Below are 12,079 nucleotides of genomic sequence, written 5' to 3' on the forward strand. Positions count from 1 at the left end.
TTCGTGGAGCACCACGCGGGCAGCGAGGAGTCCCTGCTCGAGATGATCACCTTGACGCTCACCGACATGGTCGACAGCAGGGGCGGAGGCTACGGCGAGGTGGAGACCATGGTGTCCTCGGCGCACTGCGTGGACCGGCCCGTCTGCGCCCTGGTCCTGGCCGCCTACTCGGTCGTCTCCTGGGGCGCCGATGCACGCTGAGACCACGCACAGCCCGACGATCACGATCGAGGAGAGCGTCGACGAGGAGACGGCTCACGACTACTTCGAGCTCTACCGCGCGACGTTCGGCGAGCTCGCGACCCGGGCGGTGGCGCGCCAGGTGCTGCACGAGTCGGAGTTCATGGAGGAGATGCGCGACCCGCGGGTGCACAAGTACGTCGCTCGCATCGACGACCAGATCGTCGGCATCTCCACGCTGACCTCCGACCTCGAGACGGTGCCGTGGATCAGCCCGGACTACTTCGCGCACCACTACCCGGAGCACACCGCGCGCCGGGCGGTGTTCTACCTCGGCTTCACCCTCGTGCGCGCCGAGCACCGGCGCTCCCGGGTCTTCCAGGCCATGATCGAGCGCGTCGTCGAGCTCCTCGTCGCGAAGCGAGCGGTCTGCGCCTGGGACATCTGTGCGTTCAACGACGAGTCCCTGGGCTTCGGGGCCGCGATCGAGCACTTCCTCCACAGCCAGGCCGAGGTGACGGTCGAGAAGATCGACCGCCAGACCTACTACGCCGGCACCTTCGCCGGACCCGTGCGGTCGAGATGATCCCCGCCGTGCCAGTCGTGCTCGTCGTCGACGACGACGACTCCATCCGCGAGATCGCCCAGCTGTCCCTCGAGCTGGTCGGCGGGTGGCAGGTCCTCTCCGCCGACGGGGGCGCCTCCGCCCTGGAGCAGGCCGCCGAGCACCGTCCTCACGCGATCCTGCTGGACGTGATGATGCCGGTCATGGACGGCATCCAGACCTTCCACCGTCTTCGGGCCGACGAGCGGACCCAGGACATCCCCGTGATCCTGGTGACCGCCAAGCGTCAGGCCGACGAGCGTCAGGTCTGGGACGGTCTCCCGATCGCCGGGGTCATCCCCAAGCCCTTCGACCCCATGACCCTCGCCCAGCAGGTCTCGGCACTGCTGGACTGGTGAGTGCCGCTGCGTCGACACCGGGGGCGACCCCGGGGCGATGATGGGCGCATGACCCACGACCTGCTCGAGACCTACGACCGGCAGCTGCGCGGGGAGTCCGAGGTGATCGGCAGCACCGCCTGGGACCAGGACGGGCCCGTGTGGCGAGCCACCTACGGCTTCGGCGGCATGGTCACCTACCGCTCGCTCGAGCACGTCGGGGGAGCCGAGCTCGACGCCCTGGTCCACCGCAGCGTGGAGCACTTCTTCGCGGACCCCGCCGTGGACTCGGTGGAGTGGAAGACCCGGTCGCACGACGTCACGGACGACCTCCACGGCCGGCTGCTCCGCGCCGGCTTCGAGCCGGAGGACGAGGAGACGATCATGCTCGGGGAGGCCGAGGCGCTCCTCGCCGCAGCCGTCGAGCCCCCCGCGGGGATCGTCGTACGACGGGTGGACCAGCTCGCCGACCGGGTCGCCCTGCTCGAGGCGGCCGCCGACATGCAGGTCAGCGTCTTCGGTCGTGGGGGCAGCGGGGCCGACCTCCTCGCGCGCGTCGAGCGCAGCGAGGGCCTCACGGAGGTCTGGGTCGCGGAGTCGCCCGACGGCGTGGTCGTCAGCGCGGGCCGGCTCGAGATCGTGCCCGGGACCGAGTGCGCCGGGCTGTGGGGCGGGGCGACCCTGCCGCAGTGGCGCGGCCGGGGGATCTACCGGGCGTTGACGGGCGCACGGGCCGGATCGGCGATGGCGCGCGGCGTGCGCTACCTGCACAGCGACTGCACCGAGATGTCGCGGCCGATCCTGGAGCGCTCCGGCCTGCGCCGGGTCACCACGTCCACGCCGTACGTCCGGCGCCGACCGTGAGCCGGGGCGGACGGGCCGCAGGGCGAATCGGCTGACCGGCCGGTAACCAGCACACTGGGCGGCGTGATGTACCACGTGCTGCACACCGTCGTCCCGCCGCTGGCCAAGGCCGTGTGGCGTCCGACGGTGCACGGCCTCGAGCACGTCCCCACCAGCGGTGGCGTGATCCTCGCCAGCAACCACCTCAGCTTCGCCGACTCGATGATCATCCCGATCGTCGCTCCGCGGCCCGTGGCGTTCCTCGCCAAGTCCGACTACTTCACCGGCACCGGCGTCCGGGGTGCGCTCCAGCGCGGCTGGTTCGAGGGACTCGGGATGCTGCCCGTCGACCGCGACGACTCCAAGGCCGCGATCGCCAGCCTGGACACGGCGCTGGGGGTGCTGGGGCGTGGTGGTGCCTTCGGCATCTATCCGGAGGGCACCCGCTCGCGCGACGGCCGGCTCTACCGCGGCCGCACCGGCGTCGCGCACCTCGCGCTGACCGCTGGCTGCCCGGTCGTGCCGGTGGGGCTGCAGGGGACCGAGGACATCCAGCCCGTCGGTGCCAACCGGCCGCGGCTGCGCGGGGTCGACGTGACGGTGCGCTTCGGCGCGCCGATCCAGGTCGCGGGGGAGTACGACGGCGTACCCAGTGGTCGGGCGCGCCGCGAGCTCACCGACCGGATCATGGCCGCCATCGGCGACCTGACCGGCCAGGAGCCCGCGGGCATCTACAACGAGCGCCCGGGCACGGCCTGAGCCAGCGCCGCCAGCGCCTGCGGGAAGATCTCCGCGGGAGGCGTGACGAGGCCGGCGCCGACCTGGCCCACGCCGGCGACCGCACCGGCCATGCCGGTGTTGATCTGCGGCAGGATCCCGGTGCGGCACACCTTCGTGACGTCGATGCCGGTCGGGGTGCCCTGGAACTCCAGGACCGGGACCGACCAGCGCGGGTTCTCGCCGAGGGTGATCTCGTGCATCCGCCGGGTGGTCGCGAGCGCGTCGGGGACCGAGCCGCCGACGAACCGGACGATCGCGGGGGCGGTGGCCATCGCGAAGCCGCCGATGCCGGCGGTCTCGGTGATCGCGGAGTCGCCGATGTCCGGGTTGGCGTCGTCCGGTCCGTAGTCGCCGAGGAACAGCCCGTCGGCGAGCTGCGCCGGACCGGTGAACCACTCGTCGCCGGTGCCGGCGACCTGGATGCCGAAGTCGGTGCCGTTGCGGGCCATCGCCACGACCATCGTCGACCCCTCGATGCCGCGGGCCGCGTCCAGCGCGAGCTTGCAGGCGGGCATCGCGAGGTTGAGGAAGAAGTGGTCGTTGCCGCCGACGAACCGCAGCGCCTGCGCCACGTCCGCGGCGTCGTACCCGCTGGTGACCATGGCCGGGGACAGGTCGCGCAGCAGCATCAGCGTGCCCGCGCGGTTGCGGTTGTGGGCCTCGTCGCCCATCTGCAGCATCTGGGTGAGGATCCCGGTGACGTCGACGGGGCCCGACGACGCCACCGTGTCCCGCACGGACCTCTGCAGCAGCGGGCCGAGCACGTCGCCCATCCAGCGCAGCCGGGTGAGCACCTCGGGTCCGTAGGCGCCGTAACGCAGGACCTTGCCGAGGCCCTCGTTGAGGGAGCAGTAGGTACGCCGCCCGCTGGCCGGGTCCTCGAGCACCCACAGCCACATGCTCGGCGTGACCACCCCGGCCATCGGGCCCACGGTGGACCGGTGGTGGCAGGGCTCGAGCGAGACCGACGTGCCGGACTCGAAGAGCGCCACCGCCTCGTCGGGGTCCTCGACCAGGCCCTCCAGGGCGGCCCCGCCCATCAGCGCGCCGCGCAGCGGCCCGGACGCCCGGGCCCACTCGATCGGCGGGCCGGCGTGCAGGAACTGGCCGGGCTCCAGGCCGAGGGCCTCGGCGGCCGGGACGACGTCGACCAGGGTCGCGGTCACCTCGAGCATCGCGGACAGGGCCCGGGCGTTGGCCTCGGGCCGCCTCGGGTCGGCGGCGACCGCGGCGAGGTCGGACTCCGTGCCCTCCATGGGCGGTCGCCAGTCGACCCGGGTGACCGGCACGGCCTGGGCCTCGACCGCGTCGGCGAGCAGGTCGGCACCCACGCCGACCACGGCCTCGGGGGTGTTCATCGGGTCGCCTCCCGGGTGAGCTCGACGGCACGTCGGGTGGCCCGGGCGTTGGAGACGTGGACCTCGGCGCCGGCCTCGGCCAGGACCCGGACCTGCCGCTCGAGGTCCTGGGGGTCGGCGGCGGTGCCGACCACCGCGGCCACGACCGGCTTGCCGATCCCGGCGATCACCGGGGCCAGCAGTGCGCCCGGGTCCGGCTCGGCGCCGTGCCCGAGCACCACGTCGACCAGGAGCACCGCGGTGTCCGGGTCGGCCCCGGCCCGGGCGAGGTGCTCGAGGCGCAGGGTCGCGTCGATCATCGGGTGCGCGCGGCCCGCGGTGTAGGCGTCGTCGCCGAAGTCGACGAACTCGTGGCCCGCGCCCCTGACAACAGCGGCGCCGAGCAGGCTCTCGGCGATGATCCGGGCCTCGCCGGCCAGCGTGCCGCCGACGAAGAGCCCGCGGAGCAGGTGGCCGCCGGACGGCGCGGCGGCAGTGCCGACGACCGGCCACTCGGGCACGGCGACCCCGCGCGCCCGCAGCAGCGACTCGGTGGCCTCGGTCAGGTCGGGGTGCCCCGCGCCGAGCAGCGCCAGCTCGACCGGCGTGGACAACCCGCCGGCGTACGACCTGATCTCGTCGGCGACGTCGGGCGCCGGCGGCTTCGACACCAGCAGGATCACCTCGACCGTGTTGTCCTCGTCGAGTCGGCGCATCGCCTCCCGGGTCGCGAGGCCGCGCACCTCGGCGGAGAGGTCACGGCCGCCCACGCCCAGCGCGTGCGCCACGCCGACACCGGCCCGGTCGAGCAGCGCGAGCACCTGCTGGCAGCCGGTGCCGGAGGCCGCGACGATGCCGACCGGCCCGGGGGACACGACGTTGGCGAAGCCGAGCCCCAGCCCGCCCACGACCGCGGTGCCGCAGTCGGGGCCCATGACCAGCAGGCCACGCCCGGCGGCGTACCGCTTGAGGGCGAGCTCCTGCTCCACCGGCACGTTGTCGCTGAACACCATCACGTCGCTGCCGGACTCCAGTGCGTCCATCGCCTCGACGAACGCCGACGGTCCGGGCACGGACACCAGGGCGACCGCCCCTGGCCCCGAGACGGCGGTACGGCGCAGCGCGCTCGCCGTGGTCCGTGGCGGTGCCTCCTCGGACGGGCCGCCGTCGCGACGCCCGGTCTCGCGCAGCGCGGCCTCGACGGCGGCCAGCACCGCGTCGAGGTCGCCGCCGTCGGTGAGCCGGATCGCGACGACCATGTCGTTGGGGCCGGCCTCCGTGGGGACGGTGAACCCCATCTCGGTGAGGACGTCGACGTTGAGCGGGGTCGCCATGGCGACCTGGGCCGCCGCGACGCCCGGGACGCCCTGCACGCTGCGGCTGACCTGGAGCAGCGTCACCGAGTCGGCGTAGGCGCCGGGGCGGAGCTCGACGTGCCCGGTCACGCAGCTTCCGTCCGCAGCGAGTCGAGTGCCGTCCGGGCCCCCTCGAGGAGGCCGCGGCCCGACGTGTGGCCGACGGCCGCCAGTGCCTCGGCCCGGGCTGCCTCGTCGGGGGTGTCCAGGGCGGCGAGGAAGGCGGCGAACTCGGGGATCACCTCGCCGTGCATCGCGCAGTCGAGCAGCGTGGCGGAGAGCAGCGTCGTCCTGGACAGCAGCGACCGGACCGTGGCGTCGACGGCCGGTGTCTCGACGCCGGCGGCGCGGTGGACGGCCAGCCAGCCGCAGAGCATGTCGTCGCCGTAGGGCGTCAGCCCGTCGCCCCGGCCGACCAGGCCCTCCACCTCCGCGTCCGCGAGCTCTGCACCGAGCCGGCGGCCCGGCAGGGACGGGACGGACACGTCGACGAGCCTGCCGATGGAGAGGGGCGCGTCGTCGAGGTGCAGGACGCCGCCGCGGATGCCGGCCCCGGCCACCGTGGGCAGCGTGCCCAGCGAGGTGCGCAGGCCGCAGGGGACCGCGGTGGCCCGGAAGCCGAGCACGCCCACGCACCAGCCACCCACGTCGACGTAGATCGCGTCGGGGCCGTGGTGGACCACTTGGACCGGGCCGTCCGGGGCGCTCCGCAGCCGGGTCCGGACACGTGGGGGAGCGCTCACCGGGATCACTGCGCCACGTTAGTACGCCGCAGTCCGGCGCACGCACCGCGCGGCGACACGTACTTGTCGGTAACCCCCAGGTAACCCCGCCGGGCCTGTCGAAGGTGTCCCATGAGTCCATCGGACGTGCCGTGGCTCGAGCCGGCACCCAGCAAGGAGGTCAGTCATGTCGATGTTCAAGTGGGAGGTCGTCGATCCGGCTCCCGGCGAGGCGGTCGCGCCGCGGCAGCGGCTGGCGTGGGGCAAGACGGTCGGGCTCGGTGCCCAGCACGTGGTGGCCATGTTCGGGGCGACCTTCGTCTTCCCGCTGGTCATGGGCCTCAACGCCAACCTCGCCATCATGATGAGCGGGATCGCGACGATCTGCTTCCTGCTGATCGTCGGCGGCAAGGTGCCGAGCTACCTCGGCACCTCGGCGTCGTTCGTGGGCGCCGCCACCGCGATCTACACCTACACCGGCGGGGACGGGCCCGGCGGGCCGGCGGACGTCACCGGCGCGATCCTGGTCGCCGGCGTCGTGCTGGCGCTCGTGGGTGTGGTCATCCACTTCCTCGGCGCCGACTCGGTCAACAAGGTGCTCCCGCCGGTGGTCACCGGCGCCGTGGTCATGCTCATCGGGTTCAACCTGGCGCCGGTCGCGACGCAGACCTACATGCCCTCGGACCCCTGGGTCGCGATCATCACGATGACCGCGGTGATCCTCATGGCGGTCGGGTTCCGCGGCTTCATCGGCCGGATCGCGATCTTCCTCGGCCTGATCTTCGGCTACCTGCTCTCGGTGCTCTGGGACGCGATCTTCGGGAAGACGTCGGCTCCGCTGCCCGGCAACCCCGAGCCCGGACCCCACGACCGGGTCAACTGGGACCTCGTCAAGGACGCCGACTGGTTCGGGTTCCCGAGCCAGACCGCCGACGGCCTCGTGGGCAACCAGGCGTTCACGCCCGGCTATGCCGACGTCGGGTGGCACCTGCCGTCGTTCTCGGTCGTCTTCATCCTGCTGGCGCTGCCGGCCGTCATCGCGCTGGTGGCCGAGAACCTCGGCCACGTCAAGGCGGTCGCCGAGATGACGAAGACCGACCTCGACCCCGTGATGGGTCGCGCGGTGGCGGCCGACGGGGTGGCCACGGTCATCACGTCCTCGGTCGGTGGCTCGCCCACGACGACGTACGCCGAGAACATCGGCGTCATGGCCGCGACCCGCGTCTACTCCACGGCGGCGTACTTCGTCGCGGCGATCGTGGCCATCCTGCTGGGGCTGGTGCCCAAGTTCGGTCAGGTCATCAACGCGACGCCGCCCGCGGTGCTCGGTGGCATCACCTTGGTGCTCTACGGGATGATCGGGCTCCTCGGCGCCAAGATCTGGAGGGAGAACGGCGTGGACTTCGCCAGGCCGATCAACCTCGTGCCCATCGCGGCCGGCATCATCCTCGCGATCGGCGACGCGCGACTGGAGATCACCGACGACTTCGTCCTCACCGGGATCGCGCTCGGCACGATCGTGACCGTGGCCGGCTACCACCTGGCCCGTCTGGTGGCGCGGGACGACGCCGACGGCACGATGATCGCGGTCGGCCACCCGGGTGCCCACGTCGAGGACCACGCGCCTCCTCACGACCGTCCGTCGAGCTAGCCGACGTGAAGCCGGCACCCTTCGCCTACCACCGGCCGGGGTCCGTCGCCGAAGCGGTGACGGCCCTGGCCGGTGACCCGGGCGCCAAGGTGCTCGCCGGTGGCCAGAGCCTGGTCCCGCTGCTGTCGATGCGGCTGGCCGCGCCGTCCGCGCTCGTCGACCTCAACGGGATCGCGGGCCTCGACCTCGTCGAGGTCGACGCCACCGGCGTGCGGGTCGGTGCGCTGGCCCGGCACGCCGACGTGCTCGCCTCTGACGACGTACGCCGGGTGCAGCCGCTGGTCCCGCTCGCCCTCGCGCACGTCGCGCACGCCACCATCCGCAACCGGGGGACGACCGTGGGCTCGCTCGTGCACGCGGACGCCGCGGCCGAGATGCCGGTCGTGCTGTCGCTCCTGGACGGGTCGCTCGAGGTCGAGGGGCCGGGCGGCCGGCGCACGATCCCGGCCGGCGAGCTCTACGTCGGCCCGCTCGAGTCGTCGGTGCGTCAGGACGAGGTCGCGGTGTCGGCGTTCTTCCCGGCGCTGGCGCCGGGTGCCGGGGTGGCGTTCGAGGAGATCGCCCGGCGGCACGGTGACTACGCCCTGGTCGGCGTGGCCGCGCTGGTCGACGGCGCCAGCGTCAAGGCCGGTTTCCTGTCCGTCGCGGACATCCCCACGGTCGTCGACCTCAGCGGGGTCGCCGACGACGACCTCGGGGAGGCGGCGCTGGCGCAGCTCGAGCCGGCCGGAGGGATCCACTCGGACATCCACGCGACGGCGGCGTACCGTGCCCACCTCGTGCGGGTCCTGACGCCGCGCGTGGTGAGAGCCGCCAAGGAGGGCACGTGACCGAGGAGCTGCTCGACGTCCGGCTGTCGGTCAACGGCACGCCGCGTCCGCTGCGCGTGCCCGCCCGCCGGCTGCTCTCCGACGCGCTCCGCCACGACCTCGGCCTCACCGGGACCCACGTCGGCTGCGAGCACGGCGTGTGCGGCGCCTGCACGGTGCTGCTCGACGGGCGCCCGGTGCGCTCGTGCCTGGTGCTCGCGGTGTCCGTCGACGGTCAGGAGGTCACGACCGTCGAGGGGCTGGCCGAGCCCGACGGGTCGCTCGGCCCGGTCCAGCAGGCCTTCGCCGAGTGCCACGGCCTCCAGTGCGGGTTCTGCACGCCGGGGTTCCTGACCACGATCACGGCCGGGCTGCGGGACAACCCCTCGCCCACGCACGAGGAGGCCCGCGAGATGGTCGCCGGCAACCTGTGCCGCTGCACCGGCTACCAGAACATCGTCAAGGCGGTCGAGCGGGCCGCGGAGATCGGCGCCGAGGGGCCGTCGTGACGACCAAGCTGATGGGCCAGCGCGTCCAGCGGGTCGAGGACCAGCGCTTCCTGCGCGGGCAGGGCCGCTACGTCGACGACGTCGCGGTGGGCCCCGACACGCTGCACGCCGCGGTGCTGCGCTCCCCGCACGCCCACGCCCGGATCGTCGACATCGACGTCTCCGCGGTCCTCGACGTCGAGGGCGTGCACGCGGTCTGGACCTACGACGACCTCGCCGACCTGTCGCCGCCGATGGCCGAGCCGCTGCCGCTGCTGATCCCGCACCCGGCGCTGACCCACGGCCGCACGCAGTTCGCCCTGGCCAAGGACGAGGTCAACTACATGGGGGAGGCGATCGCGTTCGTGGTCGCCGAGGACCGCTACGTCGCCGAGGACGCGCTGGCCCGGATCCGGGTCGACTACGAGCTCCTGCCGCCGGTCGTGGGCATCCCCGCCGCCCGGGCCGCCGCGCACCTCGTCCACGAGGACGTGCCGGGCAACGTCGGCGCCCGGCTGGAGCAGGAGGTCGGCGACGCCCGCGCGGCCATCGCCACCGCCCCGCACCGGCTGGAGCTCGACCTCACCGTCGAGCGGAGCTCCTGCCAGCCGATGGAGGGCCGCGGTGTGGTGGCCCGCTGGGACCCCGACGTCAACCGGCTCACCGCGTGGAGCTCGACCCAGACCTCGACCGGTGTCCGGGCCGCGGTCGCGGTGAAGCTCGGTCTCGACCTCGGCCAGGTCGACGTGATCACCCCCGACGTCGGCGGTGGGTTCGGCGTCAAGATCAACCACCCGTGGCCGGAGGAGCTCCTGGTCCCGCTGGCGGCCCGTGCGCTGGGCCGCACGGTGAAGTTCACCGAGGACCGCCGCGAGCACTTCATCTCCACCGCGCACGAGCGCGGCCAGGAGCAGCACATCGAGGTCGGCTTCGACGACGACGGACGGCTGCTCGGCCTCAGCGTCGAGTTCTGGCACGACCACGGCGCCTACACGCCCTACGGCCTGATCGTCCCGATCATCACGTCCACCCAGCTCCTCGGGCCCTACAAGCCGCAGAGCTACCGGGTCGTCTTCGAGTCCATCTACACCAACACCGTGATGGTCACCCCCTACCGCGGGGCCGGGCGGCCGCAGGCCTGCTTCGCGATGGAGCGGACCATGGACGCCATCGCGCAGTACCTCGGCAAGGACCGCACGGAGGTCCGGGCCGTCAACTTCATCCAGCCCGACGAGTTCCCCTACGACCACGGGCTGGTCTTCCAGGACGGCCGCGAGCTCGAGTACGACTCGGGCGACTACCCGGCCATGCTGGAGAAGATCCGGGCACTGGTGAACTGGGACGAGTTCCCGGCGTACCAGGCCGAGATGGCCGCGCAGGGACGCCGGGTCGGGATCGGGCTGGCCTGCTACGTCGAGGGCACCGGTGTCGGCCCCTACGAGGGCGCGCACGTGCACGTCGAGACGTCCGGCAAGGTCAAGGTCGCCACCGGCCTGACCACGCAGGGCCAGGGTCACGCGACCGTCTTCGCGCAGCTGGTCGCCGACGAGCTGGGCGTGAGGCTCGAGGACGTCGAGGTGGTCACGGGCGACACCCGCCGGATGCCCTACGCCGTCGGCACCTTCGCCTCCCGGGCCGCGGTCATGAGCGGCTCGGCCATCCACCTGGCCGCGAAGCGGACCAAGGAGAAGGCGCTGCGGATCGCCGCGGAGGCGCTGGAGGTCGACGAGAAGGACCTGCAGATCGTCGACGGCGTGGTGTCGGTGATCGGCCTGCCGGAGGCCGCGATCGACCTCGGCACCATCTCCGTGCTCTCCAACCCGCTGCGCTACGCCTTCGACGAGGCGTCCAAGGCCGCCACCCAGTTCTCGGTGGGCGACCCGGGCAAGCCCCCGGTCGCCGAGGACGACGAGCCCGGCCTGGAGGGCAAGGACTTCTACTCGCCCGAGCGGGCGACGTTCGCCTCCGGGATGCACGCGGTGATCGTGGAGACCGACCCGGAGACCGCGGAGATCTCGATCCTCAAGTACGCCGTGGTGCACGACTGCGGCAACCTGATCAACCCGATGATCGTCGAGGGCCAGATCCACGGCGGCGTGGCGCAGGGCATCGGTGGCGCGCTCTACGAGCGGATGGCCTACGACGAGTCGGGGCAGCTGCTCAACGCGTCGTTCATGGACTTCCTGATCCCCTACGTCACCGAGATCCCCGACCGGATCGAGATCGACCACCTCGAGACGCCGTCCCCGCTCAACCCGCTCGGCATCAAGGGCGCCGGTGAGGCCGGCGTCATCCCCTCGGCGGCGGTGTTCGCGGCGGCCATCGAGGACGCCGAGCGCACCGCCCTCCCAGGGTTCGGGATCACCGCGATGCCGATCTCGCCGTCCGAGCTGTTCGCCCTCCGCCACCACCAGGAGCCGTCGTGAAGATCTCCGGAGCCAACGTCATCGACCAGCCGGTCGACCGGGTCTGGCAGGCGCTCCTCGACCCGCGGGTGCTGGTCGCCACGATCCCCGGGTGCGAGCGGCTCGAGGCGACGGGTGAGCACCAGTACGCGATGACGGTCACCGCCGGCGTGGCCGCGATCAAGGGCACCTACGACGGCTCGTGCGCGCTGTCGCACCTGCAGGAGCACGAGTCGCTGGTCATGCGGCTGTCCGGGGCCGGTGCGCCGGGGACCATCGACGCCACCGTCAACGTCGCCTTCTCCGAACCCTCCCCGGGCAAGACCCTGGTCGCGTACGACGCCGACGCAGTCGTGGGGGGAATGGTCGGTGGCGTCGGCCAGCGGATGCTCACCTCGGTGTCGAAGCGGATGGCGGGGGAGTTCTTCGCCAACGTCGGCAGCGCGATCTCAGCGCCTCCGAGCGGGTCGCAGGCGTCGCCGGTCGAGCCCGTCGACGCCCCCGCAGCCGGGGCAGCCGTCTACACCGCTCCCGCGAGGGCCGGCGCCATCTCCTCGACGAACGACT

Annotated in this window: 13 protein-coding genes; 10 read left to right on the forward strand and 3 right to left on the reverse strand. The window is 72.9% G+C overall.

All coding sequences use genetic code 11. The features are described 5' to 3' along the window. The 5 genes from JHD21_RS03665 to JHD21_RS03685 form a co-directional block, all read left to right on the forward strand. On the forward strand, positions 1–201 hold a 201-nt coding region (locus JHD21_RS03665), incomplete at its 5' end, for a hypothetical protein (protein WP_292671722.1). Then, entirely contained in the window at positions 191–766 is a 576-nt protein-coding gene (locus tag JHD21_RS03670) for a hypothetical protein (protein ID WP_292671724.1), read from the forward strand. The genes JHD21_RS03665 and JHD21_RS03670, both read left to right, overlap by 11 nt. Before the next feature lie 8 nt (positions 767–774). Next, entirely contained in the window at positions 775–1,143 is a 369-nt protein-coding gene (locus tag JHD21_RS03675) for a response regulator (RefSeq protein ID WP_292671725.1), read from the forward strand. Positions 1,144–1,191: 48 nt separating this feature from the next. Continuing rightward, the gene (locus JHD21_RS03680; protein ID WP_292671726.1) at positions 1,192–1,986 is read left to right on the forward strand and encodes a GNAT family N-acetyltransferase; all 795 of its coding nucleotides are present in this window, start codon (positions 1,192–1,194) and stop codon (positions 1,984–1,986) included. A gap of 66 nt (positions 1,987–2,052) precedes the next feature. Further along, the gene (locus JHD21_RS03685) at positions 2,053–2,724 is read left to right on the forward strand and encodes a lysophospholipid acyltransferase family protein (protein ID WP_292671775.1); all 672 of its coding nucleotides are present in this window, start codon (positions 2,053–2,055) and stop codon (positions 2,722–2,724) included. Here JHD21_RS03685 and JHD21_RS03690 read toward each other — a convergent pair. The 3 genes from JHD21_RS03690 to JHD21_RS03700 are packed head-to-tail and all read right to left on the reverse strand — an operon-like array spanning position 2,697 to position 6,189. After that, complete coding sequence (locus JHD21_RS03690; protein ID WP_292671727.1) at positions 2,697–4,103, reverse strand: DUF1116 domain-containing protein; 1,407 nt, start codon at positions 4,101–4,103, stop codon at positions 2,697–2,699. The two genes, JHD21_RS03685 and JHD21_RS03690, sit on opposite strands and share 28 nt — an antisense overlap. Continuing rightward, positions 4,100–5,527 carry an FdrA family protein gene (locus tag JHD21_RS03695; RefSeq protein WP_292671728.1) on the reverse strand — a complete coding sequence of 476 codons (1,428 nt, stop codon included), beginning with the start codon at positions 5,525–5,527 and terminating at the stop codon, positions 4,100–4,102. Before JHD21_RS03695 ends, JHD21_RS03690 begins: the two co-directional genes overlap by 4 nt. Next, positions 5,524–6,189 carry a DUF2877 domain-containing protein gene (locus JHD21_RS03700; RefSeq protein ID WP_292671730.1) on the reverse strand — a complete coding sequence of 222 codons (666 nt, stop codon included), beginning with the start codon at positions 6,187–6,189 and terminating at the stop codon, positions 5,524–5,526. Before JHD21_RS03700 ends, JHD21_RS03695 begins: the two co-directional genes overlap by 4 nt. A 157-nt stretch (positions 6,190–6,346) precedes the next feature. Between JHD21_RS03700 and JHD21_RS03705 the strand changes: the two genes are divergently transcribed. From JHD21_RS03705 to JHD21_RS03725, 5 genes are all read left to right on the forward strand, one after another. Further along, positions 6,347–7,810, forward strand: coding sequence for a solute carrier family 23 protein (locus JHD21_RS03705; RefSeq protein WP_292671732.1), 1,464 nt, complete (start codon positions 6,347–6,349; stop codon positions 7,808–7,810). A 5-nt stretch (positions 7,811–7,815) separates the two neighbouring features. After that, positions 7,816–8,640: an FAD binding domain-containing protein gene (locus JHD21_RS03710; RefSeq protein WP_292671734.1), complete on the forward strand. Its 825-nt coding sequence runs from the start codon at positions 7,816–7,818 to the stop codon at positions 8,638–8,640. Continuing rightward, complete coding sequence (locus JHD21_RS03715; protein ID WP_292671735.1) at positions 8,637–9,128, forward strand: (2Fe-2S)-binding protein; 492 nt, start codon at positions 8,637–8,639, stop codon at positions 9,126–9,128. Before JHD21_RS03710 ends, JHD21_RS03715 begins: the two co-directional genes overlap by 4 nt. After that, the gene (cutA, locus tag JHD21_RS03720) at positions 9,125–11,533 is read left to right on the forward strand and encodes an aerobic carbon-monoxide dehydrogenase large subunit (protein WP_292671736.1); all 2,409 of its coding nucleotides are present in this window, start codon (positions 9,125–9,127) and stop codon (positions 11,531–11,533) included. Before JHD21_RS03715 ends, cutA begins: the two co-directional genes overlap by 4 nt. Next, the coding region (locus JHD21_RS03725) for a carbon monoxide dehydrogenase subunit G (protein WP_292671738.1) at positions 11,530–12,079 on the forward strand (550 nt) is incomplete at its 3' end. The genes cutA and JHD21_RS03725, both read left to right, overlap by 4 nt.

Origin of the sequence: Nocardioides sp. (assembly GCF_016462705.1) — a bacterium.
Classification (GTDB): Bacteria; Actinomycetota; Actinomycetes; order Propionibacteriales; family Nocardioidaceae; genus Nocardioides.

Coding starts and splice junctions, on each gene's coding strand:
- JHD21_RS03685 (WP_292671775.1), top strand. CDS start 2,053: ATGTACCACGTGCTGCACACCGTCGTCCCGCCGCTGGCCAAGGCCGTG.
- JHD21_RS03705 (WP_292671732.1), top strand. CDS start 6,347: ATGTCGATGTTCAAGTGGGAGGTCGTCGATCCGGCTCCCGGCGAGGCG.
- JHD21_RS03690 (WP_292671727.1), bottom strand. CDS start 4,103: ATGAACACCCCCGAGGCCGTGGTCGGCGTGGGTGCCGACCTGCTCGCC.
- JHD21_RS03680 (WP_292671726.1), top strand. CDS start 1,192: ATGACCCACGACCTGCTCGAGACCTACGACCGGCAGCTGCGCGGGGAG.
- JHD21_RS03670 (WP_292671724.1), top strand. CDS start 191: ATGCACGCTGAGACCACGCACAGCCCGACGATCACGATCGAGGAGAGC.